The sequence below is a fragment of the Pseudomonas sp. 5C2 genome (assembly GCF_034314155.1).
GTDB lineage: Bacteria > Pseudomonadota > Gammaproteobacteria > Pseudomonadales > Pseudomonadaceae > Aquipseudomonas.
In genome coordinates this window covers 576,480-602,141 of the sequence record NZ_JAVIWH010000003.1, presented here as the reverse complement: position 1 = coordinate 602,141, position 25,662 = coordinate 576,480, and the positions used below count along the sequence as shown (strand labels likewise).

19 protein-coding genes, 1 tRNA gene and 2 pseudogenes are annotated in these 25,662 nt (G+C 55.6%); 5 read left to right on the top strand and 17 right to left on the bottom strand.

The genetic code is table 11. From position 1 onward, the window contains the following. Nucleotides 1-65: 65 nt before the first annotated feature. Both RGU44_RS17560 and RGU44_RS17555 read right to left on the bottom strand, forming a co-directional pair. A complete protein-coding gene (locus RGU44_RS17560; RefSeq protein ID WP_322218303.1) occupies nt 66-1,004 on the bottom strand; it encodes a retron St85 family RNA-directed DNA polymerase in 939 nt (312 codons plus the stop codon). After that, complete coding sequence (locus tag RGU44_RS17555) at nt 1,001-1,993, bottom strand: retron St85 family effector protein (RefSeq protein WP_322218300.1); 993 nt, start codon at nt 1,991-1,993, stop codon at nt 1,001-1,003. The genes RGU44_RS17560 and RGU44_RS17555 overlap by 4 nt, the downstream gene beginning before the upstream one ends. A 551-nt stretch (nt 1,994-2,544) precedes the next feature. On the opposite strand from RGU44_RS17555, the pseudogene RGU44_RS25145 reads away from it, so the two are divergent. Next, nucleotides 2,545-2,722 (top strand): annotated as a pseudogene (locus RGU44_RS25145) (site-specific integrase); the annotation flags it as partial. On the opposite strand, the pseudogene RGU44_RS17550 reads toward RGU44_RS25145, so the two are convergent. Then, a pseudogene (locus RGU44_RS17550) lies at nt 2,722-2,967 on the bottom strand (serine recombinase); the annotation flags it as partial. The pseudogenes RGU44_RS25145 and RGU44_RS17550 sit on opposite strands and share 1 nt — an antisense overlap. A 206-nt stretch (nt 2,968-3,173) precedes the next feature. On the opposite strand from RGU44_RS17550, the gene RGU44_RS17545 reads away from it, so the two are divergent. Beyond that, nucleotides 3,174-4,726, top strand: a protein-coding gene (locus RGU44_RS17545) for an IS3-like element ISPpu4 family transposase (protein WP_250690811.1) whose coding sequence is annotated in 2 segments (ribosomal slippage) — nt 3,174-3,636 and nt 3,636-4,726 — 1,554 coding nt in all. Because the reading frame shifts where the segments join, the coding sequence is not laid out codon by codon here. A 274-nt stretch (nt 4,727-5,000) separates the two neighbouring features. Here the strand turns inward: RGU44_RS17545 and RGU44_RS17540 are convergent. From RGU44_RS17540 to rpsU, 6 genes are all read right to left on the bottom strand, one after another. Beyond that, nucleotides 5,001-6,059 (bottom strand): site-specific integrase, encoded by a 1,059-nt coding sequence (locus tag RGU44_RS17540; RefSeq protein ID WP_322218298.1) that lies wholly within the window; start codon nt 6,057-6,059, stop codon nt 5,001-5,003. Nucleotides 6,060-6,164: 105 nt separating this feature from the next. Further along, nucleotides 6,165-6,241: transfer RNA gene (locus tag RGU44_RS17535), tRNA-Ile, on the bottom strand. 15 nt (nt 6,242-6,256) lie between these two features. Continuing rightward, the gene (locus tag RGU44_RS17530) at nt 6,257-10,000 is read right to left on the bottom strand and encodes a bifunctional diguanylate cyclase/phosphodiesterase (protein WP_322218295.1); all 3,744 of its coding nucleotides are present in this window, start codon (nt 9,998-10,000) and stop codon (nt 6,257-6,259) included. A 129-nt stretch (nt 10,001-10,129) separates the two neighbouring features. Next, entirely contained in the window at nt 10,130-11,983 is a 1,854-nt protein-coding gene (gene rpoD, locus RGU44_RS17525) for an RNA polymerase sigma factor RpoD (RefSeq protein ID WP_322218292.1), read from the bottom strand. A 67-nt stretch (nt 11,984-12,050) separates the two neighbouring features. Next, nucleotides 12,051-14,000 carry a DNA primase gene (dnaG, locus tag RGU44_RS17520; protein WP_322218289.1) on the bottom strand — a complete coding sequence of 650 codons (1,950 nt, stop codon included), beginning with the start codon at nt 13,998-14,000 and terminating at the stop codon, nt 12,051-12,053. Nucleotides 14,001-14,365: 365 nt separating this feature from the next. Further along, nucleotides 14,366-14,581 (bottom strand): 30S ribosomal protein S21, encoded by a 216-nt coding sequence (gene rpsU, locus RGU44_RS17515; RefSeq protein WP_002551877.1) that lies wholly within the window; start codon nt 14,579-14,581, stop codon nt 14,366-14,368. Nucleotides 14,582-14,768: 187 nt separating this feature from the next. Between rpsU and tsaD the strand changes: the two genes are divergently transcribed. After that, the gene (gene tsaD, locus RGU44_RS17510) at nt 14,769-15,794 is read left to right on the top strand and encodes a tRNA (adenosine(37)-N6)-threonylcarbamoyltransferase complex transferase subunit TsaD (protein ID WP_322182498.1); all 1,026 of its coding nucleotides are present in this window, start codon (nt 14,769-14,771) and stop codon (nt 15,792-15,794) included. A 34-nt stretch (nt 15,795-15,828) separates the two neighbouring features. Here the strand turns inward: tsaD and plsY are convergent, their stop codons facing one another. Beyond that, nucleotides 15,829-16,398, bottom strand: a complete 570-nt coding sequence (gene plsY / locus RGU44_RS17505) for a glycerol-3-phosphate 1-O-acyltransferase PlsY (protein ID WP_322182496.1) — start codon at nt 16,396-16,398, stop codon at nt 15,829-15,831. A gap of 74 nt (nt 16,399-16,472) precedes the next feature. On the opposite strand from plsY, the gene folB reads away from it, so the two are divergent. Both folB and folK read left to right on the top strand, forming a co-directional pair. Continuing rightward, entirely contained in the window at nt 16,473-16,826 is a 354-nt protein-coding gene (gene folB, locus RGU44_RS17500; protein ID WP_322182494.1) for a dihydroneopterin aldolase, read from the top strand. Continuing rightward, nucleotides 16,817-17,350 carry a 2-amino-4-hydroxy-6-hydroxymethyldihydropteridine diphosphokinase gene (folK, locus tag RGU44_RS17495; RefSeq protein WP_322218286.1) on the top strand — a complete coding sequence of 178 codons (534 nt, stop codon included), beginning with the start codon at nt 16,817-16,819 and terminating at the stop codon, nt 17,348-17,350. The genes folB and folK overlap by 10 nt, the downstream gene beginning before the upstream one ends. A 30-nt stretch (nt 17,351-17,380) precedes the next feature. On the opposite strand, the gene RGU44_RS17490 is transcribed toward folK, so the two are convergent. The 7 genes from RGU44_RS17490 to apaG all read right to left on the bottom strand — a co-directional run bounded on the left by RGU44_RS17490 (nt 17,381) and on the right by apaG (nt 25,547). Continuing rightward, on the bottom strand, nt 17,381-18,610 hold the full coding sequence (locus RGU44_RS17490; RefSeq protein ID WP_322218283.1) for a multifunctional CCA addition/repair protein: 1,230 nt from the start codon (nt 18,608-18,610) through the stop codon (nt 17,381-17,383). Nucleotides 18,611-18,688: 78 nt separating this feature from the next. Then, nucleotides 18,689-20,251: a SpoVR family protein gene (locus RGU44_RS17485; protein WP_322218280.1), complete on the bottom strand. Its 1,563-nt coding sequence runs from the start codon at nt 20,249-20,251 to the stop codon at nt 18,689-18,691. After that, a complete protein-coding gene (locus RGU44_RS17480) occupies nt 20,248-21,519 on the bottom strand; it encodes a YeaH/YhbH family protein (protein ID WP_322182485.1) in 1,272 nt (423 codons plus the stop codon). The genes RGU44_RS17485 and RGU44_RS17480 overlap by 4 nt, the downstream gene beginning before the upstream one ends. A gap of 191 nt (nt 21,520-21,710) precedes the next feature. After that, nucleotides 21,711-23,633 (bottom strand): PrkA family serine protein kinase, encoded by a 1,923-nt coding sequence (locus RGU44_RS17475; RefSeq protein WP_322182483.1) that lies wholly within the window; start codon nt 23,631-23,633, stop codon nt 21,711-21,713. Nucleotides 23,634-23,918: 285 nt separating this feature from the next. After that, nucleotides 23,919-24,248 carry a thiosulfate sulfurtransferase GlpE gene (gene glpE / locus RGU44_RS17470; protein WP_322182481.1) on the bottom strand — a complete coding sequence of 110 codons (330 nt, stop codon included), beginning with the start codon at nt 24,246-24,248 and terminating at the stop codon, nt 23,919-23,921. 37 nt (nt 24,249-24,285) lie between these two features. Beyond that, the gene (locus RGU44_RS17465) at nt 24,286-25,167 is read right to left on the bottom strand and encodes a symmetrical bis(5'-nucleosyl)-tetraphosphatase (RefSeq protein ID WP_322182479.1); all 882 of its coding nucleotides are present in this window, start codon (nt 25,165-25,167) and stop codon (nt 24,286-24,288) included. Next, nucleotides 25,167-25,547 carry a Co2+/Mg2+ efflux protein ApaG gene (gene apaG, locus RGU44_RS17460; protein ID WP_322182477.1) on the bottom strand — a complete coding sequence of 127 codons (381 nt, stop codon included), beginning with the start codon at nt 25,545-25,547 and terminating at the stop codon, nt 25,167-25,169. The genes RGU44_RS17465 and apaG overlap by 1 nt, the downstream gene beginning before the upstream one ends. Between the last annotated feature and the right edge of the window lie 115 nt (nt 25,548-25,662).

Genomic DNA, 25,662 nt, shown 5'->3' with positions numbered 1-25,662 from the left:
TGATCAAATGGCACCTAGATATATGAAAATATTTACTTTCAGGTACTCACCTTACCTCGCTTTGATTACTTAACGAGCTGAAAACTCATAATCGAGCTTACGACCTCTTCCCCATACTTACGGACAGCAGATTGATAAAAACCCGGCTCTACATGTTTTGCAAATGCAAGCACTCCTTTCAATGAGTAAACCTCATCACTAGACATGCCTCCGAGTGTGTATCTATATATCAGCGACCTGATATATCTTTTCTTATCGTGCCCCAAAGATATTTGGTCATCATTAGTGAGCACTAAACCTGTGACATGTCGATTTCTACCCTTAGATGAAAACACTGTCTTTTCAGCATTTATCCTAAGGGTAGGGTAATCGATTTCTCGGCAAATCTTGGCCACCAAGCTTGGAAACTCAAAAAGAACCCCTTGAGTATTTGTTGTAAAGGTCAGGTCGTCAGCATACCGCGTATAACTCACCTCTAAACGAGCACACTCCTCAAAAAGTCTGCAATCAAACTCATACATCAAAGTATTTGAAATAAACGGTGATGATGGAGCCCCTATGCTAAGTTTATGCACTGGATCTTTCTTTCTGGCCCAGAAGAAAAGCTTTTTAACTGCATAAGCATCTTCCCTTGATATTTCCCCTTTATGTTTTTTTATATGTGAAATAAGATCCGTTGGCCCAATAGATGGGAAAAAATCGGAAAAATCCATTTTTAGAAGATATTTGCTGTTCAAATGCTCGCTTGCATTTTCTCTAATACCTACTCCATCCCGATAAGCAGTTGCGCAATGGTGAATCGGCAAACCTACCAAAAAGCTCTCGAGGACCATGCGCTGCATGACTTTCAGCACATCAGTGGGCTGAGCAATAATTCGAACGCCTCGTCCGCTCCTCTTCGGGATCGGGTAAACTTTATATCTATAAGGTGCTGTATTCACAAACCCTATTAACTCTGCAGAGCTGATTAAAAGCTTACTTGAAAGGCTTGCCAATATATTCATTTTTCTGCCCCTACAGCCAGGACAGCGGGAGTTGGTGTTGGAGTGGCCACAGCGTATGCAGACTGAATGACATGCATCCTCTTTGATTCACCATCATTGGTAGCATAGAACTGTTGCGCTGCAATTTTTGCTCTAGTCTGATCAAACTTTCCCGCAAACTCGACTTTCACCGCATCAATTAGGGCATAGTAATAGTCTACGTGACCGCGTTTTGAGCTGCCTATCAATTTAAATTTCCCAAGAAGAAATATAAGCCTCTTAAGCTTATCTCTTGAGACGCTTAGACCTAAAGCTTCAAGATAGGCTTCAATCTCCAACAGCTTTAATGCTCTAAACGTTTTTATGATCTCATAGACGACAAAAGAAACATGCCCTTCATTCTCTTTATTAAACGCTTCAGAGCCATCCTGCCCTGATACTGCGTTTAATATGTCTTCCCTCATCTCTTTCAAGGATGTAGAAAGGCTTCTTCTAAGATCTTTTTGATCCCATGGGTAGGCACAAACACTACTCTCTTTAATTCCCTGTAAATATCTTAATGGCCCAAGTCGAACGAAAGAGCTCTCTTCGTAATGCTCCTGACTTACGAAGACAAGTATTTTATTTCTGAGCGCCCTATTTTTCACAAATAGTCCTAACTCAGCCAGTGCGCCTGCACTCTCAAGAATAATGATTATGAGTGATGAGATGTGGGCAATATCGCTTTCAAAGGCTAGTAGATCCCTATACACAGAGTCATGGATCCAGTCCTTGAAATCTTCCGCCAGGGTAATGCTTTCCGCTAAATGGCATTTAGCTGAGTGCAGATACTCAACAAGCGCGCCACGCACGGATAGCGGCTCAAACGATGTAATGTCGACTTGGCCGCCGCAAAGAAAAAGGATGGGTTGAGTAAGTACGATGCGAGAGTTTTCTAGCGAAACCTGAGCCAGAGACTCAAGCCTCTTGTCATCGAACTTCAATGTCACTGTCAGTGGTCCCAAATCCATGGCGCTAAATTGCGCCTCTAGGAGGTTCTCTTTACCAAAGATATAGCGGCGAAGGCTCGCGTGGGCTTTGCGAGGAGTGCGAGGTACGAGTGCGACGAGTGAAGCCCACGCGAGCCTTCGTCGCAACTAATACCAATCAATAAATTAGAGTCTGGCTATACACCGGACTAGAGCTTGCGCTCCAAAACGCGTAAAGAGGAGCGCATCATATACTGCTGGCTAGGCCTATTGTCAAGCTAGGTTATCGAGATCTAGGATTCGCCCGAAACCGAATGCCGCGCAGAGTAGAAAAGAAACATTGCCAACAGCTTCATTGGCGCTGACGACAGTTGACGATCCTTAGGCGCAAAACCTCCATTCACTACCTACGGCTGGCATCAAACCTCCTGCTATATAGGTACGGCCGGGCAATAAGACGCTCAGCAACATCCAGAGCCCCCAGCTGTCCGCGCTCAACGATGAGACCGAAGAAGAAGACTCAAGTCGCCCCCTCGCCGGCTGAACTTACTCCTAGAAGCAGGCGCCGCCGAAAGAGGACGACGTAGATCCACCTGGCTAACGCCGAGGTTTTCCAGAATCCGCGCACACTTGGGCGCTGGGTCGGTGAGGGGCCGAACTGGAAGAGAATGCGGTTCCGGCCATGAAGAAATCCGGCGTGCGGTACCGAAGGCCGTACCAGACCCGGTACACTTACGCTCGACGGTGCTGTCTGCCGGTGAGCATCCAATAGCCTTTGCGATTCCTCGAGCCCAGCGCTCGCCGCTACTCGTAGTCCTTGTGGGCAATGGCCGCAATCATTTCCGCCAGCATCGAGCTAATGGTACCCAGCATCCACCCCGTGAACTCGTCACCATTGGTGTCCTCCATTCCCTAGTGACTAGTTTGCAGATCGAGTGCAACCATGCGCCCTTGGAGCCGGGCGCAACCTTGAGCTTCCGCCAGTCCTCCACCGTCAAGTGGGAGTGTCGGTCTATCACTCACTCGCACTGACCTGGTATTTTTATCCAGTGACGCCGAATCACGCTCCGTTGCAGCCTCCAACCTTCATGCAAGTGATCCCCCAGTCCTTTTTCTGCAAGCCCAAAGACTGGGATAGCGCCACGGGCCCCCGGTGTCAGGCTAGTTGTCGCCTGAGCTGATTTATCAAAACGATAGATCGGGGGCGCCAAAGAGAGCTGTAATGTCGAGCTATTCACCTGAGCGTAAAGCGGCCCTTATCAACAAATTGCTGCCGCCTCAAAACATGTCCGTGGCCGAGTTGTCGCGTCAAGAAGGCATCTCTCAAGCCACCCTGTATGCTTGGCGAACCAAGCTCAAAGCAGGAGGCGCAGTGGTGCCCGGAGATAAAAGCAGTGCCGATAACTGGTCGGCTGAAGCCAAGTTCGCAGCGGTGTTGCACACGGCCACGTTGAGCGAGATCGAGCTTAGCGAATACTGTCGCAGCAAGGGTTTGTACCCCGAGCAAATCGGCGCTTGGCGACAGGCCTGCATCAGTGGCCAGCTAACAGCCCAGGCACAGCGCCAGGCCGAGCGAGAACAGGCGCGCGCCGACAAAAAACGCATCGCCGAGTTGGAGCGTGAACTGCGGCGCAAGGACAAGGCGCTCGCAGAAACCGCCGCGATTCTGGTGCTGCGAAAAAAGATGAATGCCTTCTGGGGAAACGACAGCGAGGACGTCTGACCTCGCTGCCAGAACGGCAACAACTCGTTGAACGTTTTAACCAAGCCGTTGCTTCTGGTGCACGCAAAACTATTGCCAGCGCGGAGATCGGGCTGTCGCTGCGCAGCCTGCAACGCTGGGCGCTGACGCCTGTGATGCAGGCCGACGTGCGCACCACCACGTCACGTCCGCGACCACTTAATGCCCTGAGTGAACAGGAGCGTTGCGCTATTTTAGAGGTCTGCAACAGTCCGCCATTCGTCAGCCTGCCGCCCAGCCAGATCGTCCCGATACTGGCCGATCAAGGTCGTTATCTGGCCTCAGAGGCAACCTTTTACCGCGTCCTGAAGGAAGCTGATCAGCAGCACCGACGTGGCCGCAGCCATGCACCGCACAAGCATGCTGCGCCGACAACTCACAGCGCAACCACAGCCAATAAGGTCTGGTCTTGGGACATCACCTACTTGCCATCGCCAGTGCGTGGGAAGTACTACTATCTGTATTTGATCGAGGACATCTACAGCCGAAAGGCCGTGGGCTGGGAAGTTTACGAGCAAGAAAGTGGCGAGCTGGCGGCCGAACTGATGCAGCGCACCGTGCTCACCGAACGCTGCGCCGGACGGCCCCTAGTGCTGCACTCGGACAACGGTGCACCGATGAAATCGGTGACGTTGCTGAGCAAACTGTACGAACTCGGCATCACCCCGTCACGCGGACGACCACGGGTGAGTAACGATAATCCCTACTCAGAATCGCTGTTTAGAACCCTGAAATATTGCCCGCAATGGCCTCCTGGTGGTTTTGCAGATTTGGACGCGGCACGCAGCTGGGTGCGCGATTTTATCCGCTGGTACAACCACCAACACCGCCACAGCCGCATCCGCTTCGTGACCCCGGCGCAGCGTCATCGAGGAGATGATCAAGAGATCTTGGCCAAGCGTCATGCCCTGTATCAGCAAGCTCGTAATCAACATCCACATCGCTGGTCAGGTGCGACACGCAATTGGCAGCCCATCGGCGCGGTCACACTCAATCCGGAAAGGGAGTTACCGACACTGAAAATAGCCGCATAAAACACAGCTGACGCGACAACTACCTTGCAAAACGCCGCCGGGTGGGCGTTTATTTTTACACCGTGGTGACAACCGCAGGCTGCAAGCGCTCACTTATACCTACTGGGGGCGTGGTTAGGCAGTAAGCCGCCTCGATAAACTCTTCTAAAGCGTGTTGCGGAGAGGGCGCTTAAGCCAAGCCAGCAGGCTTGAAAAAATATGGGCACCCTCCGTTTTCCTGCTATTTGCTTTGCCCAAAAACTTGTACATGCACAAACATTGGTTCTAACTAAGGTTAACGCTGGCGAAGCTCGTCTAGCCTGGCAACCAAGTCCTCAGCGCGCAAATGCGTATACCTCCTGAGCATTTGCATTGATTTATGGCCGCTTATGGCTGAAACCTCTTGATCCGACAGCCCGGCTTCAACTAGCCGGCTTACTGCTTCATGTCGCAGATCGTGAAAACGAAAATCTGGCATTTTAAGTTTGGTCTTCAAAGTTCCCCATATTTTTGTAAATGCGTATGGGCGACGTTTCTTGTCTCGGCCAGGCTCACCAAAAAACACCAAATCACAATCGATGGGGTGGATGGGATTGTTCATCGCAGACTTGATAGTCTCGGTAGCGAATCGGTTCAGAGGTACGGTTCGAGATGAGTCATTTTTCGTGTCTTTGAGCCGCAAGACGCGCCTTTCTAGGTCGACTTGGTGTCGTCGCAAGGTTGAAATCTCAGAAGCCCTCATACCAGTTTCCAGCGCTATGCGCACGATCCATCCAAGCATTGGATTGCTGTGAGCGTTCACAGCATTGATTAGCCGATGCTCTTCATCAGGCGACAGCCTGCGATCTCGGCCTTCACCAGGGCTGGGTTTACGAATGTTTAGCACGGGGTTGAATGTCAGACCCACTCCCCATTCTTGGATCGCCACGGTAAAAAGATGGCTGAGTAGCGCTAGTTCCAGACGGACTGTGTTGTTGCTGATGTTTCCCTTATTGCCGGATTCGCTCAGCCGTTTGTCACGATAGCCGGCAATGATTTCAGCGGACAATGCGGCGAGCGAATATTTTCCCAAATGCTCGATGAGCTTTTTGGCTTTGCTGATTTCGCCGCGCTGGGTGGTCGGTTTCTTCGTTGGCGTGACATCACTCAGATAACGCTTCAAGGCGGCCTCAAGCGTCATTCGTTCGGCACCACTGCGTTGGATGTAGACGCCCCTGACCATTTCATCTTCGGCTCGGCGCGACCAGTCTTCAGCATCACGTTTGGTGCGGAAGGTTTTGGAAACGGTCGGCCAGCCATTTTTACGGATGACCGCTTTCCATGTTCCTGAGGGGGTTTTTACGAGAGTTGCCATACGTTCTCCAAGGGAAGATCGGTACGGACTGTACCGAAACTGTACCTCGGGAACATCTGATTGCGGTGTCAAAACCAGCAGCTGAGCTGCAGGCCTTGATTCATATGGTGGGCCCAGTAGGACTCGAACCTACGACCAAGGGATTATGAGTCCCCTGCTCTAACCAACTGAGCTATAGGCCCTCAGTAGGTCGCGGATTATAACGATGGTTTCCCTGCTGTGCTATCCGAAAAATCCGAAACGTTCATAAGAAGAAACCTCGTACAGAATTCTTCGGCGCGCAGGGGCAGGCTGACGATGAAGCCCTGGATTTGTTCGCAGCCTTCCTGTGCAAGGAATTCCTGCTGCTCGAGGGTTTCTACGCCTTCGGCGATGACGGTTAGTTGCATGCTGCGTCCCAGGGCGATGATGGCGCGGACGATGGCGGCGTCGTGTGGGTCGTCGGGTAGGCCGCGGACGAAGGATTGGTCGATCTTCAGGATGTCCAGTGGCAGGCGTTTGAGGTAGCTGAGGGATGAGTAGCCGGTGCCAAAGTCGTCGATGGCGAGCTGGACGCCGAGCTTTTTCAGTTTGTGCAGCACGGCGAGTGCGTCTTCGGCTTGGCTCATGATGAAGTTTTCGGTGATTTCCAGTTGCAGGCAGCCGGGCTGGAGGTCGAACTCTTTGAGCAGTTGCTCGATGCGTTGCAGCAGGTTGGGTTGGCGCAGCTGCATGCCGGCCAGGTTAACCGAGAGCGGTCCGAACGGTTTGTAGCTTTTGTTCCACTCACACATCTGGCGGCAGGCGCTTTCCAGAACCCAGTCGCCGATCTGCAGGATCATGCCGTTTTCTTCGGCAAGGGGGATAAAGTGCTCCGGGGGCACGTCGCCAAGTGTTGGATGACGCCAGCGAATCAGGGCTTCAGCACCCACCAGCCGCTTTGACAGCAGGCACAGTTTCGGTTGGTAGCTAAGGCTCAGTTCGTTGCGCTCCATGGCGCGCCTGAGCTCATGTTCCAGCGCAATTCGCTCGCTGGCTTGTGCGGTGAGGTCGCGGGTATAACTTTCGACCCGGTTGCGCCCTTTGGCTTTGGAGCGGTACATCGCGGCGTCGGCATTTTTGACCAGTGTGGCGACATCGCTGCCGTCTGCTGGGAAGAGGCTGGTGCCGATGCTCGCGCTGATAAAAAACTCGTGTTCGCCTGCCTGGAACGGCGCGCCGAAGCACGCCAGTAGTTTGTTCGCGACGGTTTCGGCGTCGCCGGGATGCAGGAGGCCGGGCAGCAGGATGATGAACTCATCGCCTCCCAGGCGTGCGACGGTGTCCACGTCGCGCAGTTGCTCTTTGAGGCGCAACGCGATGCCTTTGAGCAGCAGATCACCCACCGGGTGCCCAAGGCTGTCGTTGATGTGTTTGAAGCGGTCCAGGTCGAGGAAAAGCACCGCGCCCTGGCCACAGACTTCCTCGCTATGGCTGAGCGCTGCTTGCAGGCGACTCTCGAACAACGTGCGGTTTGGCAGGCCGGTCAGGGGGTCGTGGTGAGCCTGATAATCGAGGCGTGCCTGTGCATGTTTGAGGCTGGAAATATCGGCGAACACCGCGACAAAATGGGTGATGATCTGCTCGGGGTTACGCACTGCGCTAATCGTCAGCCAGCTTGGATAAAGCTCGCCGTTCTTGCGCCGATTGCTGATTTCACCCTGCCAATGCCCTTCGTCCGTCAGCTGGTACCACATGGCGGCATAGAAGGCGCTGTCATGCTGGCCTGACGCGAGCAGGCGTGGGGTCTGGCCGATGGCCTCCTCTTCGCTGTAACCGGTGATTTCAGTGAACGCGCGGTTTACGGCGCTGATGTTCTGTTGGATGTCGGTGATCAATACGCCCTCGGCCGTGCTCTCGAATACGGTGGCGGCGAGTTGCAGTTTCTCCTGCATTTGATGGCGTTCGGTGATGTCGCGGGCGATAGTCAGAAGGCAGTCTTCACCGCCGATCGGCAATGGCCTCGCGGACACTTCACACAGCCTGACCTGACCATCCCTGCGGCGAATATGGCTGCTGAAATCGCGAACGAAACCGTCGCGATTGAGCTGTTCGATCATTTGAGCGCGCTCGTTCAGATCGACCCAAATCCCCAGATCAAGGGTCGAGCGATCCAAAGACAGTGCGCTGTTGTAGCCGGTGATCCGGCTGAAGCCTTCATTGACTTCAATCAGCAGGCCATCGCTTTGGCGGGTGATGAGCAAGCCATCGGGCGAGGAGTGGAAAGCTTTGGCGAATTTCTCCTCGGATATTTGCAGTTGTTGTTGCGCTTCTTTGAGTGGACTGATGTCGCGTACTACGACCACGAGAGCCGGTGTCGAGTCGAGGTCAAATGGCTCGGCGGATATCAGACCGGTGAACAGACGTCCGTCCAGGCGGCGAAAGGGCATTTCCAGATTGCGGATACTGCCGCCCTGCAGGCGCATCAGCAGGCTTGGACCAATGCCGGGCACGCCCCAGATATTGAGCTGGGTTGCAGTTTTGCCGATGACCTCCCCGGCAGTGATACCGACTTGTTCTTCAAACGCTTTGTTGGCCTCGAGCAGGCAGCCGTCGGACAGGCGGGCGATCACCAGGATGTCCGGGCATTGCCTGAACACCGAGGCGAACTTCTCTTCAGAGAGGCGTAGAGCGGTTTCGGTTTGCTTGGTTTCGCTGATGTCGATCATCAGGCCGCGCATTACCGGTTCGTGGCCATGCTCGATCAAGCTGACAATATTCCGTACCCAGAGGGTCTGGCCGTCGGCTCTGATGACGCGATAGTCGAGGTTGTGGTCCCTGCGTAAACAGGTCTCCTGATTGCAAAATCGCTCGGCCTCTTCGATGTCTGCCGGGTGCACGATGCTCCGCCAGAACCCGGGCTTGAGCCAATCGGCCAGTGGGTAGCCGAGCAGTTCTTCCGCGTGGGGGGAGACATAGCTGTAGGTGTAATCGCTCATGCTTGCTTCCCAGGCGATGGCCGAGAGGCTCTCGACCAGCCCGCGATAGTGGTATTCGCTACTGCGTAGCTCTTGTTCCAGATTCACTCGCCGCGATATTTCCGAGCTCAGTCTGCGATTGATGCGAATGACCACGATGAGCACGGTTGACAGCAACAACAGCCCGGGAAGCCCGTAGCGCAGGAAGTTCTGCCAGAACCTGGGGTGATCAAGCACGCTGCCCACCCAACGCTCCTGAATGCTGCTGATTTCTGATGGACTCAGGTCGGCCAGAGCTTTATCCAGGATACCGGCCAACAGGGGTTGATCATGCGGAACGGCCATCGCCAGTTGATAGCGATACGGTGTCTCACCGCTTACGTAGATACCCCCAAGCTTGAGTTGACGCATGCTCCAGACGCTGGACGCCAGATCGCTCACGACGGCATCTACCTGGTCTGCGGCCAAGGCCTGCAGGGCTGAGCCGACGTCGGGCAGCGCGACCAGGTTTAGATCGGGATGATGGGTGCGCAGGAGTTCGTGAGGCGCATAGTTATCGACGACGGCAACTTTAAGGCCGTAAAGCTCTTGCAGGTTGTGCGGGTGTACGCTGCCTTCATGGGCAAGAATAACAATCGGGAAATCCAGGTAAGGGCGGGTAAACGATAGATAGCTCTGGCGCTCCGGCGTGGACATTATCCCTGGCAGTAAATCTATTTCACCTCGTTTGGCTTTGTTTAAAACCTCATTCCATCCGACTGGCTCGATCGGTTGCAATGAGACGGCGAGCCGCTGCTCGATAAGTGTGACGTAGTCCGCCGCAAGCCCTTGATAACGTCCGTTTTCATCGCGAAACTCAAAAGGCGGCCATGTGGCGTCTACGCCGAGGCGGAGCTCTTTGTGTGAACTAAGCCAGGTATGTTCCTCATCAGACAGGGTCAAGGCGTTGGCCGTTACTGTTGCGCCGATCATGTAAAAGAAAATAATGGCCGACAGTCGTGGCATGGCAGCCTCAATTAGGCAAAAGGGTGTAATCCGAGTGTAGTCGGGCGCCGCAGGGGGTGGGCAAACTTAATTCTGCACAATGCAAAACCCCCAGCAAGGCCGGGGGTTTTGTTGTATCGGGTCTACGTATTACTCGTCGAGGAACGAACGCAGGTGTTCGCTTCTCGTCGGGTGACGCAACTTGCGTAGCGCCTTGGCTTCGATCTGACGAATCCGCTCGCGGGTTACGTCAAACTGCTTACCGACCTCTTCCAGCGTATGGTCAGTATTCATGTCGATGCCGAAGCGCATGCGCAGAACCTTGGCTTCGCGAGCGGTCAAGCCCGAGAGCACTTCGCGCGTCGCTTCCTTGAGGCTTTCGACCGTGGCGACATCGATTGGCGACTGCATAGTCGAGTCTTCGATGAAGTCACCCAAGTGCGAATCTTCGTCGTCACCGATCGGGGTTTCCATGGAGATCGGCTCTTTAGCGATCTTCAATACCTTGCGGATTTTGTCCTCAGGCATTTCCATGCGTTCGCCCAGCTCTTCCGGGGTCGGTTCGCGACCCATTTCCTGCAGCATCTGCCGGGAAATACGGTTGAGCTTGTTGATCGTCTCGATCATGTGCACCGGAATACGGATGGTGCGTGCCTGGTCGGCAATCGAGCGGGTAATCGCTTGACGGATCCACCAGGTGGCATAAGTCGAGAACTTGTAACCACGACGATATTCGAACTTGTCCACCGCTTTCATCAAGCCGATGTTGCCTTCCTGGATCAGATCGAGGAACTGCAGGCCACGGTTGGTGTACTTCTTGGCGATGGAGATCACCAGACGCAAGTTGGCTTCAACCATCTCTTTCTTCGCGCGGCGGGCTTTGGCCTCACCGATCGACATGCGACGGTTGATGTCCTTGATTTCGGAAATCTTCAAACCTGTTTCGGTTTCGAGTGCGATCAGCTTTTGCTGGCAACGCTGGATATCCGGTTGCAGGCGACCAATGGCTTCCGCATATTTGCCTTTGCCTTTAGCCAGCGCATCGGTCCAGCTCTCGTCGACTTCATGGCCAGGGAACAGGCGAAGGAAATCGGCGCGTGGCATACGTGCATCACGTACACACAGCTGCATGATGGCGCGTTCCTGAGCGCGCAAGCGATCAAGTGCACTACGAACCCGCTCGACCAGGCCTTCAAACTGTTTAGGAACCAGTTTGATCGGCATGAACAGCAGTGCCAGTGCAATCAGCTCGGCGGTTGCCTGCTTGCTGCCACGGCCGTGCTTTTTCAATGCCTTGCGGGCAATTTCCATTTGATCGGAAACTGCACCGAAGCGCTGCTGAGCAACGATAGGATCCGGACCGCTTTCGACTTCTTCTTCGTCGTCGGTTGCGGTTTCGTCCTTCTCTTCCTCTTCGTCATCACCTTCGGCAGCTTTCGCTGTTTTCGGATCGACAGGCGGCGGCACTTCGGCTGGCGGCGCAATGCCGTCATCCGGGTCGATGTAACCGCTCAGAACATCGGAAAGACGCCCACCTTCGGTCGTGACTCGTGTGTATTCGGAGAGAATATGGTCAACCGTGCCAGGGAAGTGCGCGATTGCGCCCATCACCTCACGGATGCCCTCTTCGATACGTTTGGCGATTTCAATTTCGCCTTCACGGGTCAGAAGCTCAACGGTACCCATTTCGCGCATGTACATGCGCACTGGGTCAGTCGTGCGACCGATGTCGGTCTCGACCGCTGCCAACGCTGCGGCCGCTTCTTCAGCGGCTGCCTCGTCGGTATCGGCGTCGGCCAACATAAGGGCGTCCGCATCCGGCGCGCTCTCGTGTACGGGAATCCCCATGTCATTAATCATGCGGATGATGTCTTCCACCTGTTCCGGATCTGAAATATCCTCCGGCAGGTGGTCGTTGACCTCTGCGTAAGTCAGATACTTCTGCTCACGACCCAGGGTGATCAACTCTTTGATACGAGACTGCTGTTGCGCTTTTCCGGACATAACACCCTATCCACTGAAGGTCTTGGCGGGCAAAAAACAAGCCGAGGATTATACCCGAGCTATGACCTCACGCGCCAGTTGAGGTCGGGGTTTGTGCAGGAACTTTGCGTTTTAACAGGTTGAGCAGCTGGACTTTCTCTTCCGCACTCAACCCTGTTTGACGTTCTTTCCTGATCAGATGTTCCAGGCTACGCTCGCGTTGGCGGGCGGATAAGCTAGTTATAGTGTCGAAAAACTGTTGTTCAAGGTTGTCGGCCTCAATCAGCCATTCTTTCTCTGCTAATGCGCGTAACAATCGGCCTTGTTCGGTGCCATGCCAGCGCGCAATCAGTTGAAGTGAACGCAATGTGGGGTTTTTCTGCAGTGCTTCAAGCAGAGAAACCAGTAGCTGCGCGTAAATATGGTCTTCTGCGGCCAGTTGGCTGGCATCTTCGACTTTCGCTGCCAGTTGCGGGTGGTGCAGAAGTGTTCTGAGCGCGGTCAGTGTCGGTGGTTCCACCGTCGCAGGTGTGCGTGGGCCGCGAGGCTCGAAGTCAGGCCGTTTGCCTTTCTTGTCCCAGGGCTTTTTATCCCACTTCTTTTGACCGCCGGCTTTCTTTGGCGTCCATTCCGGCTGTGCTTCGTAGGCATTGTGAGGCTGATAATCAGCGTAGTCGGGAATGGCGTCGTAATCTATGTTCGGGTCATAACTGGGTGGCGCTTCTGCGGGTGCGCTCTGCACCAACTGATGAACGGCTTCACTGTTGAGACCGGTAATTTCACTCAAGCGCTGACGCATGAGTGTGCGTAAATTGGCGCCCGGTACCTTGTCGATCAGCGGTGCGGCCAGGGTCGCCATGTGGGCCTTTCCCTCCAGCGAGCGCGGGTCGGCTTCTTTAGTCAGTTGCTCAAAGAAATAATCGGCCAGCGGCTGCGCATGCTGGTTGATCCGCGCCTTGAATGCGTCAGTTCCTTCCGAGCGGACCAGCGTATCCGGGTCTTCGCCTTCAGGCAGGAACAGGAAGCGCGCGCGACGTCCATCCTGAAGGCTCGACAGTGCCGCTTCCAGTGCGCGCCAGGCGGCATTGCGGCCTGCCTGGTCACCGTCGAAGCAGAACAGCACGTTGGGCACTACCCTGAAGAGTCGCTTAAGGTGCTCTTCGCTGGTCGCCGTTCCCAGCGTGGCGACGGCATTGCGCAAGCCTTGTTGGGCGAGGGCGATGACGTCCATGTAGCCTTCAACCACGATGATTTCATCGAGGTTGCGGTTGTACTTGCGCGCTTCGAACAGGCCGTAGAGTTCCTGTCCCTTGTGAAATACCGGTGTTTCCGGTGAGTTCAGGTATTTGGGTTTGTCGTCACCCAAGACTCGACCGCCAAACGCAATGACCCGGCCACGACTGTCGCGGATTGGGAACATTACGCGGTCGCGGAAACGGTCATAGCGCTTGCCGGTCTCGGCATTTTCAATCAGCAGGCCAGCGTCGATCATGGCCTTCTGCTGCAGTGTGTCACTGCTCAAATGCTTGTACAGGTTGTCCCAGCCGGGTGGAGCAAATCCCAGGCCGAAATCGCGCGCGATCTCGCCGGACAGGCCGCGGCCTTTCAGGTAGTCCACTGCGGATTTGCGCGTCGGATGGCTTTTAAGGGCTTGACGATAAAACTCGGCGGCTGCCGTCAGGAGCGGATACAGCGGTGAGTCGGTCGGCTGGCGTGGCTTTTGACCTTTGACACCCTGTTCGTGCGGGACTTCCATGCCAGCGGCTTTGGCCAGTTCCTCGACGGCCTGGGGAAAATCCAGGTTGTCGTGGTCCATGATGAAACCGAGGGCATTGCCGCCCGCGCCGCAACCAAAGCAGTAATAGAACTGTTTGTCCGGGCTGACGCTGAACGAAGGGGTTTTTTCTTTGTGGAATGGGCAGCAGGCGCTGTAATTCTTCCCGGTTTTCTTCAATTGCAGACGTGAACTGACAACATCGACGATGTCGGTGCGGTTCAGAAGGTCGTCAATAAAGCTCTGGGGAATTAGCCCGGCCATGGCGTTCTCATCATCAGGCGGCCCGCCAGCAAAATCGTGGCGAAACTAAAACGTAACTACAATTGGCCTTTGCGGACCATTGTGTTCACTAAACTGACATGGGGAGACGCTGCCTTGATTGAGCTTCTTTCGAAGATCAGCGAGGCGTGCTCGTCGTGTGCCTTGATTCGTTCGTCAGTGTAGACGCGATCAACGCAGCCTGAATCAGACTAGACGTGCCTTGACGGGATTTGTCTGAGACGCAGTTGACGTGCACCTGCGGCTTAGACAGCCTCTGTCAATGAATCTTGAGGCTTGATGTGCAACTGCCGGCAGCCCGGCTTTGAGGCCGGGCGTGGCAGAAACTTGCGACGGACGTCTGTAAATTAATACAGACGGACGGCACGGCGCTGTTCGCGCTGTACTTTCTTCGCGTGACGCTTAACAGCAGCTGCTGCTTTGCGTTTACGCTCCGAAGTCGGCTTCTCGTAAAATTCGCGGCTACGAACTTCAGCCAGAACACCGGCTTTTTCGCAGGAGCGCTTGAAACGACGCAGAGCTACGTCGAAGGGTTCGTTCTCTTTAACTTTGACGGCTGGCATCCAGAGCTACCTTCATTCATTACCGGGGTCAACGACTCGTGCAAAAACTGCACATAAGTTCGTCGGTTTTTAAGGGTTGCGGATGTTAACCCCTCATTGAGAGGAATGCAAAGCCTCTGATCGAAAACCGCTAGTCGGGGGCTGGAGTGGCGACTATTATGCGCGCCTTCGAATAAGGCGCAAACCCATGCTAGTACTGGGATTAGAAACCTCCTGCGACGAAACCGGTGTCGCACTTTATGACAGTGAACGCGGCCTGCTGGCCGACGCATTGTTCAGCCAGATCGACCTGCATCGCGCGTACGGCGGGGTTGTACCTGAGCTGGCTTCGCGTGACCACGTCAAGCGTATGCTGCCGCTGATCCGCCAGGTGCTGGCTGAAGCGGACTGTGTCGCCACCGAAATCGACGCCATTGCGTACACCGCGGGTCCGGGTTTGGTCGGGGCGTTGCTGGTGGGCGCTTCCTGCGCTCAGGCGCTGGCCTTTGCCTGGGGCATTCCAGCCTTGGGCGTGCATCACATGGAAGGGCATCTCCTGGCGCCAATGCTCGAAGAGCAGCCGCCAGAGTTCCCGTTCGTCGCTTTGTTGGTTTCCGGCGGCCACACGCAGCTGGTTCGGGTCGATGGCATCGGTCTTTATCAAGTGCTGGGCGAGACGCTGGATGATGCCGCCGGTGAGGCGTTCGACAAAACTGCGAAGATGATGGGCCTGCATTATCCGGGCGGCCCTGAGATCGCGCGACTCGCGAGCCGGGGCGTGGCAGGGCGTTTCGTCTTTCCGCGGCCAATGACCGACCGGCCAGGCCTGGAGTTCAGCTTCAGCGGCCTTAAAACCTTCGCCTTGAACACCTGGCATCAGTGCCAAAGCGCTGGAGACGACGGTGAGCAAACCCGTTGCGACATCTCTCTGGCCTTCCAGCATGCGGTGGTAGAGACTTTGACCATCAAGTGCAAGCGCGCCCTCAAGCAGACCGGCCTCAAGCGTCTGGTCATCGCTGGCGGCGTCAGTGCCAATACAGCGTTGCGCCTGTCGCTGGAAAAAATGCTCGGCGAACTGCATGGCAATGTTTTTTATGCGCGGCCCGAGTTCTGCACCGACAACGGCGCGATGATTGCGTTTGCCGGTTGTCAGCGTCTTTTGGCGGGGCAGAAAGAGGATTTGAGCATCAGTGTGCAGGCCCGCTGGCCGATGGAGCAGTTGTCGGGGCTGTAACGGCGTCAACCTGAGTCTGGCTCATGGCCGTGATTCAAAAATGCCGTTCGCGCCCGGCAAACAGGTCGCGTAAATTGCTGCGATGGCGCCACACGATCAATAAGGTGAGGATGCTCATCGGCAGTAGCGCTTGAGGCTCCTGCCACGCCAGTAATGGCAGGGTCAGCGGGGTGGCGATCAACGCCGCGAGTGAGCTGGTGCGGGTCAGGTAGAACACCAGCAGCCAGGCGCAGACAGCCAGCGCTGCGGCGGGTGGGAACAGGCCCAGCAGCATGCCTGCCGCTGTGGCAACACCCTTGCCGCCACGAAAGCGAAAGTACACTGGAAACAAATGCCCCAGGACTGCACAGAGGCCTATCCAGGCTTGCTGTTGAGGATCAAGGTCGAGCAGTCTGGCAGCCAGGACGGGGAGCAGACTTTTACAAACGTCGCCGATCAGGGTTAGAACGGCGAGTTTTTTGCCCGCCAGACGCAACATATTGGTTGCGCCAGCATTGCCGGAACCGCTGGCGCGCGGGTCGGGGCTGCCAGTGAGGCGGCTAAGCAAAATGGCGAAGGACAGTGAGCCAAGCAGGTAGGCGAGGGTCGCCAGTAACCAAAACATGCTAACTATTCCGGGCGAGGACGCCCTGATTCTAACGGCGCATCGCGCCCTTGTCGTGCAGCGGAGAAAAGTGCTTGGACAGAGTTTTTATCGAGGGTCTGGAAGTCGATACGGTTATCGGCGCCTATGACTGGGAGCGTGGCATTCGCCAGTGCCTGCGTCTGGACCTGAGTTTTGCCTGGGACAATCGGCCCGCTGCGGCAGACGATGACCTGAGCAAGGCGCTCGACTACGCTAGCGTCTCGGCACGAATTCAGGCATTTGCCGAAGACGCCAAATTTCAGTTGGTCGAAACGTTTGCCGAGCGCCTGGCTGAGGTGTTGATGAGTGAGTTCCAGATTCCCTGGCTGCACCTCAAACTGACCAAGCCAGGCGCCGTTGCGGCGGCTACTGGCGTGGGCGTGGAGATCGAGCGCGGATGTCGCTAACCCAGATATTCCTCGGCCTCGGCAGCAATATCGAGCGCGAAAAGCACCTGAGCGCAGGGCTTGAAGCGCTTGATGGATTTTTGCAGCAAATGACCTGTTCACCGGTATTCGAAAGTCAGTCGGTGGGGATCAAAAGCGGGCCATTCTTCAATCTGGTGGTCACGGGGTATACCGACCTGCCGCTGATGGAGCTGGACCGCCGTTTGAAATTCATCGAGGCGGATAACGGTCGCTATGCTCCGGAGCGCCGGGGCTTGCCGTTGGATATCGACGTGCTGCTCTACGGCGAGCAGGTCGGTAATTTCGATGGCTTGATTCTGCCCCGCGCGGAAATCCTGAAAAATGCCTTCGTGCTTTGGCCGTTGTCGCTGATAGCGCCAGAGCGGCTGCATCCCGGTGTGAGCAAAACCTTCAAGGATTTGTGGCGGGACGCGCAGATTGATCAGGTGCTGGCGCCAGTAGCGTTTGAGTGGCGCGGGATGCCGTTGACGCCTGAGGTCCTGTTAAATACGCATCCCTGGTAATACACAGGTCTGGCCCTGACATCGCGGGTCTCAAGCGCTATACGTTGCCTTGTAAGCTTGCACCGCCTTCAAACGCTCCTGCTTCAACGCTTCGCCCAGCTCGGGCCCTTCATAGCCCTGATCGCGCAACGGCTGCACAGCCACGGCTCGTGCAGCGTTGGCGGCGCCTCGCAGATACTCGGCCTGAGGGTAATCGCGCTGCTCGAAGCCTAGGCGGCCTCGGGCATCCATCTCGCACCCTGCGATAAACTCCTCGAAACGTTGTGGTCGACGGTAAATGTCGAAGCTTTGCATCAGCTCAAACAGCGTCGATGCTTTTAGCTCCAGCGCTCGGTGTCCATGGGTGTGGTACTGGCCGACCAGCATCGCCAGCTCCTGACAATCCCGAGGAACCTTGAAGCGCGCATTCACGGCTTTGATCAGGCGCAGGCCTGTGTGCTCGTGAGCGATGTGCCGGGTCCATTCGCTTTCCGGTGTCAGGCCTTTCCCCAAATCATGCAGCAGGCATGCCCAGCGCACGCTCAGCGGCTGATGATGGATCGCGGCCTGCTCAAGGACGCTGAGCACGTGCTGGCCCGTGTCGATTTCTGGATGGTGGGCTGCGGGCTGCGGTACGCCGAACAATGCATCGACTTCCGGAAATAGCACCTTCAGTGCCCCGCACTCGCGCAGGACCTGGATGAAAACCTGGGGCTGATTTTCCATCAGGGCGCGGGAGATTTCCTTCCAGCTGCGCTCGGGAGTCAGAGCCTCCAGTTCGCCGGATTCACTGAGCTGCTGCATCAGCGTCATCGTCTCTGGCGCGATGGTAAAACCATCCGATGCATAGCGTGCGGCGAAGCGGGCGACACGCAGTACGCGCAGAGGATCTTCGGCGAACGCCGGTGATACATGTCGTAAAATTCGGGCTTTAAGATCTTCTTGGCCGTGGTAGGGATCAGTCAACCGACCCTGCGCATCTTCCGCAATGGCATTGATCGTGAGGTCTCGACGAATCAAATCTTCTTCGAGACTGACCTCGGGATCCGCATGGAAGATGAACCCGCCATAGCCTGGGCCGCTCTTGCGTTCCGTTCGGGCAAGGGCATATTCCTCCCCTGTTTTCGGGTGCAGAAATACCGGGAAATCCGCACCGACCGGGCGGAAACCCTGGCTGAGCATTTCATCGGCGGTTGCGCCCACCACGACCCAGTCGGTATCGGCGACGGTCTTGCCCAAGAGGCGATCACGTACTGCGCCGCCCACTTTATATATCTGCATAAAAAACCTCCGTAAGCGCGACAGGATAACCCTTGCGACGCACTCACGGAGGTTAAAACAGAAAACACTTACAACCGTTTATAGGTGGACGACGGCCAAGTCGAGCCGGGGATATTCACTGTCGGCATGCTCTCCTTTGGGTGGGACATGATGGGTTTTCATGATCTGATCGCCCTGCAATGTCTCAAGACGAATATCAAAGCCCCACAAGCGGTGCAGGTGTTTGAGCACTTCCTCAGTGGAGTCTCCCAGCGGTTTGCGGTCGTGTTGTTGATGGCGCAGGGTCAGAGAGCGATCACCGCGGCGGTCGATGCTGAAAATCTGCACGTTCGGTTCGCGGTTGCCCAGGTTGTACTGGGCGGCCAGTGTTTCCCGAATGGTTTTGTACCCCGGTTCGTCATGGATGGCGGGAACGAGCAGGTCGTCCTTTTGATCGTCGTCCATGATGCTGAACAGTTTCAGGTCGCGAATCACCTTGGGCGACAGGTACTGCAGGATAAAACTCTCATCCTTGAAGCTGCTCATGGCGAACTTGATGGTGGCCAGCCAATCGCTGCCAGCGATGTCCGGGAACCAGTGGCGGTCTTCATCGGTGGGGTGCTCGCAAATCCGCCGGATATCCCGGTACATGGCGAACCCCAAGGTGTAGGGGTTGATACCGTTGTAATACGGGCTATCGAAGCCCGGCTGGTAGATGACGCTGGTGTGTGATGTCAGGAACTCCATCATGAAGCCGTCGGTCACCAGGCCTTCATCGTAGAGATCGTTCATCAAGGTGTAGTGCCAAAAGGTCGCCCAGCCTTCGTTCATCACCTGGGTCTGACGTTGCGGATAGAAGTACTGCGCGATCTTGCGCACGATCCGCACCACTTCCCGCTGCCAGGGCTCCAGCAGTGGCGCATGTTTCTCGATGAAGTACAGGATGTTTTCCTGTGGCTCGGAGGGGAAGCGAGCGTTGTCTTTGTCGCTGTTCTTGTCCGCGCCTTTCGGAATGGTCCGCCACAGATCGTTGATCTGCTTCTGCAGGTGTTCTTCACGGTCTTTCTGCCGACGGCGTTCTTCCTCGGCGGAAATAGGGTAAGGGCGTTTGTAACGGTCAACGCCGTAGTTCATCAGTGCGTGGCAGGAGTCGAGCAAGTCTTCTACCGCGTCGATACCATGCCGCTCTTCACACTGCATGATGTACTGCTTGGCGAACACCAGGTAATCGATGATCGAACTGGCGTCCGTCCAGGTGCGAAACAGGTAATTGCCCTTGAAGAAGCTGTTATGCCCATAGCAGGCATGCGCCACGACCAGCGCCTGCATGCAGATGGTGTTCTCTTCCATCAGGTAAGCGATGCAAGGATCGGAGTTGATGACGATTTCATAGGCCAGCCCCATCTGGCCACGGCTGTAGGATTTCTCGGTGCTGAGGAAGTGCTTGCCGTAGGACCAATGGTGATAACCCAGCGGCATGCCGACAGACGCGTAGGCATCCATCATCTGCTCGGCGGTGATTACCTCGATCTGATTGGGATAGGTATCCAGGGCATAACGCTTGGCGATACGACCAATCTCCCGGTCGTAGGCCTGGATCAGCTCGAATGTCCACTCTGAACCCGTGGACAGGGGTTGGCGCTTCTGCTCTCTAGCGGTCATGTCACTAACCTGCGCTGGAAGAGTTCACGGAATACCGGATAGATATCACCGGCAGAGACCAGCTGCTGCTGGGCAAACGTATCGGAGAACGCTTCACTGATACGCTCGTATTCAAACCACAGCGCTTGATGCTCGCGCGGGGTGATTTCCACGTAAGTGTAGTACTGCACGAAGGGCATGATCTGCTTGATCAAGATGTCGCGGCAGATCGGTGAGTCATCGTTCCAGTTGTCGCCGTCCGAAGCCTGTGCCGCGTAAATGTTCCACTCGTTGGTCGGGTAACGCGCGGCCATGATCTCCTGCATCAGTTTCAGCGCGCTGGAAACGATGGTGCCGCCGGTTTCCCGGGAGTAGAAAAACTCCTCCTCGTCGACTTCGCGGGCGCTGGTGTGATGGCGAATGAACACGACTTCAATTTTGTCGTAGTTACGCTTGAGGAACAGGTACAGCAGGATAAAGAAACGCTTGGCGATGTCCTTGGTTGCTTGGGTCATGGAGCCGGAAACGTCCATCAGGCAGAACATCACCGCCTTGGAGCTTGGGTTGGGTTGCTTGACCAGCAGGTTGTACTTGAGGTCGAACGTGTCCAGGTAGGGCACTCGACGAATACGGGCATTAAGTCGCTCAATTTCGCTCTCAAGCTCCTGAATGTCGCCGAAATTGTCGGGTTCTTCGCGCTTCATGCGCTCCAGTTCACTAACGGCTTCACGCAGTTTCGCGCGGCTGCTGCCGGACAATGCAATGCGCCGTGCATGGGCTGAACGCAAGGTACGGATGATGTTTATCCGTGAAGGGTTGCCCTCGTTGCTGATCCCCGCGCGAACGGTTTTGAAGGTGTCGGTGCCCATCAGGTTACGCTTGACCAGGTTGGGCAGTTCAAGGTCCTCGAACATGAACTCCAGAAACTCTTCCTGAGTAATCTGGAAGACAAACTCATCCATGCCTTCGCCTGAATTGCTGGCCTTGCCCGCGCCTTTACCGCCACCGCCTCCTTGTGGGCGGGCGATATGCTCACCCGTGGTGAACTCCTTGTTGCCGGGATGAACGACGGTCTGTTTGCCGCCGCGACCATGATGAAGTACCGGTTCGTCGATATCGCGACCGGGAATACTGATCTGTTCACCGTGCTCCATGTCGGTGATGGATCGGCGGCTGACCGCCTCTTCGACGGCTTTTTTGATGTGGTCACGGTAACGCCGCAGGAAGCGCTGGCGGTTTACCGTGCTTTTGTTCTTGCCATTGAGACGTCGGTCGATCACATAACTCATGACTGCTCCTTCGAAGCTGTCTTGAAAAATGGCGGGCTGGCATGACGTTTAGAACAATGTGACGGGCGTGCGCCACTCTTGCTCTGCCTGAGCCTCGCTGTCGATTTCTAAAACAACCTCTTGGAGCCTGTGTAGCAGAAAACGCTGACACAGGCTCTCGGCTAACGACAACCGGTGTAACCGGCAGCGGGTTATTGTGATTTTCTAACCCGCAGATACCACTCGGACAGCAGTCGTACCTGTTTGTCGGTGTAACCGCGTTCGACCATCCGTGTGACGAAGTCGTTGTGTTTTTGTTGATCCTCTTTGCTAGCTTTGGCGTTGAAGCTGATGACCGGCAGCAAATCCTCGGTGTTCGAGAACATTTTCTTCTCGATAACCACCCGCAGCTTCTCGTAGCTGAGCCACGTTGGATTTTTGCCGTTGTTGTTGGCCCGCGCACGCAATACGAAGTTGACGATTTCGTTGCGGAAATCCTTTGGATTGCTGATGCCTGCAGGTTTTTCGATTTTTTCCAGTTCCTCGTTCAGCGCGACACGATTGAGGATTTCGCCGGTTTCCGGATCCCGGTATTCCTGATCCTGAATCCAGAAGTCTGCGTAGAGCACGTAGCGGTCGAAAATGTTCTGACCGTATTCGCTGTAGGACTCCAGGTAGGCAGTCTGGATTTCCTTGCCGATGAACTCGATGTAGCGCGGCGCCAGGTACTCTTTGATGAACCGCAGATAACGTTCGCGGGTTTCCGCCGGGAATTGCTCCTGCTCGATCTGTTGTTCGAGCACGTACAGCAGGTGAACCGGGTTAGCGGCGATTTCATGCGGGTCGAAGTTGAAGACTTTCGACAGAATCTTGAACGCGAAGCGCGTCGACAGGCCGTTCATCCCTTCATCGACACCGGCGTTGTCACGGTACTCCTGAATGGACTTGGCTTTTGGGTCGGTGTCTTTGAGGTTCTCACCGTCGTACACCCGCATCTTCGAGTAGATGTTCGAGTTTTCGGGCTCTTTAAGGCGCGACAGCACGGTGAACTGCGCCAGCATTTTCAGAGTGTCCGGCGCGCAGTGGGCGTTGGCCAGGGAGCTGTTGAAAAGCAGCTTGTCGTAGATTTTGATCTCATCGCTGACCCGCAAGCAGTACGGCACTTTGACGATGTAGATTCGGTCGATGAAAGCTTCGTTGTTTTTGTTGTTGCGGAAGCTGTGCCATTCCGATTCGTTGGAGTGGGCCAGCAGGATGCCAGTGAACGGGATCGAGCCCAGGCCTTCGGTGCTGTTGTAGTTACCTTCCTGAGTGGCGGTCAGTAATGGGTGCAAGACCTTGATCGGCGCCTTGAACATTTCGACGAATTCCATCAGGCCCTGGTTGGCCCGGCAGAGTGCCCCGGAGTAGCTATAGGCATCAGCGTCGTTCTGAGGGAATTCTTCCAGTTTGCGGATATCAACCTTGCCCACCAGCGCAGAAATGTCCTGGTTGTTCTCGTCCCCTGGTTCGGTTTTCGCCACGGCGATCTGGTTGAGGATGGACGGGTACAGCTTGACCACCCGGAACTGACTGATGTCGCCCCCGAACTCGGCCAGACGCTTGGTCGCCCAAGGCGACATGATGGTGTTCAGGTAACGCCGAGGAATTCCAAAGTCTTCCTCGAGAATCGCGCCGTCTTCAGTCGCATTGAACAGACCCAGCGGTGACTCGAAAACGGGGGAGCCTTTGATGGCGTAGAAGGGCACTTTCTCGATCAGCTGTTTGAGTTTTTCAGCCAGCGATGATTTACCGCCACCCACGGGGCCGAGCAGATAGAGGATTTGTTTCTTCTCCTCAAGGCCCTGCGCGGCATGCCGGAAGTACGAGACGATCTGATCGATGCATTCTTCCATGCCATGGAAGTCTTCGAACGCCGGGTAGCGGCGGATCACCTTGTTGGAGAAAATCCTGGATAACCGCGAGTTGGCCGAGGTATCCAGCAACTCAGGCTCGCCTATAGCCAGCAGAAGACGTTCTGCGGCTGAGGCATAGGCACTACGGTCACTTTTGCAGAGATCTAGATACTCCTGTAACGAGAGCTCTTCCTGGCGTGTCGATTCAAAGCGTTGTTGGAAGTGGCTAAAAATACTCATGACGTCACCTCGCTCGATACGTGGAGCCGGCGGCGGATCGTCAGTCGATGTCGATGCTGGCATACAGCTGAAATCCAGCTGCTGTTTACCCCCCAGAACACCATAAAGTTACTACCGATGACCCGCGCGCCGGTGTACCGGCTCTCCCCTGATTTGGATGGCCTACGGCTAAGGATAGTTCGGAATCAGAAAGAGAAAGAAGGGATGAGCAATAAGTCTGTCTGACCGTTTATCAGTTCGAGGCCCAAGCCCGCATGGGGCGCGGGATCGGGCGGTATAAAAAAATTATTCCGGGGTGCTTTGCGCTGTTTCGTCGGGATAGGTGTTGCGCCATAACTCGAAACCGCCATCCAGGCTGTAAACGTCCGAAAAACCCTGCCCCACGAGATAGGCTGCTGCGCTTTGGCTGGAGTTGCCGTGATAGCAGACGACCACCAAGGGTTTGTCCAGATCGGCCTTGGCGATAAAGTCGGCGATGGAGTGGTTATCCAGGCGCTGCGAGCCAGGGATGTGTTGGGCGTCAAACGCCTGAGGGTCGCGTACGTCGACCAATACGGCGCCTTGTTCGCGCAGCGAATGGGCTTGCGCGGGAGGGATGCGCTTGAACTCGGTCATGGACTGGGCTCCTTGGGGTTTGGCTGAAAAGTGGATGCTAACGCTGGCTGGTGGTTTGTGACCCGGCACCCGCAATTGAGGCAGGATTGGCGCGTGCCAGGCCCTTGTTGTCGCAATCGCATCGGTGCAGTTCACCGCTATCAACGTTGAGCAAGGTCATGGCGCTGCCCCAGACACAGCCCGTGTCGAGCGCAATCACGTTGGGATCGGTGCACTTGCCTTCAAGGGCCGCCCAATGGCCGAAGATAATCTTCACGTCACTGGTTTTACGATCCTTGTAACTGAACCATGGGGCATAACCGGGCGGGGCGGTGTCTGCACCTTCCTTGCCTTTGAGGTCGAGCTTGCCGTCGCTGGTGCAGAAACGCATGCGTGTGAAGTAGTTGGTGATCACCCGTAGTCGCGTCACGCCGCGCAGGTCTTTGTCCCACTTGGCAGGTTCGTTGCCGTACATGCCATCGAGGAAAGGGTCGAGCAGGTTGTCGTCACGCAGTGCTTCTTCGACTTCGCTGGCGCATTTGAGCGCTTTTTTCAGCGTCCACTGGGGTGGGATGCCGGCATGCACCATGGCGATATTGCGTTCGGCGTCGTAATGCATGAGCTTTTGCTGGCGTAGCCAGTCAAGCAGGTCGGCGCAATCAGGTGCCTCAAGCACTTCGCGCAGGGTATCGCTTTTCCTGAGGCGCTCGATATTGCGCGATGCCGCAAGCAAGTGCAGATCATGGTTGCCCAGCACGCAGACCAGCGCGTTGCGAATGCCGAACAGGAAACGCAGGGTTTCGAGTGATTGCGGGCCGCGATTGACCAGATCCCCCACCAGCCACAGGCGGTCTTTACTCGGGTCGAAGGCGACATGTTCGAGGAGGCATTGCAGGGGTTCCAGGCAGCCTTGCACGTCACCGACGGCATACACCGCCATCAGTGCAGGACTCCGGGCACCGCCAGGCGAAAGGGTGCAATGACTGCCTCGAAACGTTTGCCGTCTTCGGCCAGCATTTGATAACTGCCTTGCATGTTGCCGACTTTCGTCATCATGACCGTGCCGCTGCTGTAGGTATGGCTTTGCCCGGCCTTGATCAGGGGCTGTTGGCCAACCACGCCATCCCCCCGAACTTCCTCGACATGACCATCACCGTCGGTGATGACCCAGTGCCGGGAGAGCAGTTTTGCGGGCAGTTCGCCACTGTTGTGCACCGTGACGGTGTACGCGAACGCGAAACGGTTCTGCTCGGGTTGCGACTGTTCTACGAGGAAGCGAGTGACGACGCTGACGTCGACCTGATAACGGGGATCGGACATGCAAGAGGCCTTGAAAGCAAAAGCGGAGAAAGGCGGACAATACCGGTGAAATCCAGTCTAGGGTATTTGGGAGGTAAAAAACCAACCCTCTGCGGGCTGTGTGCCCGCAATGGCG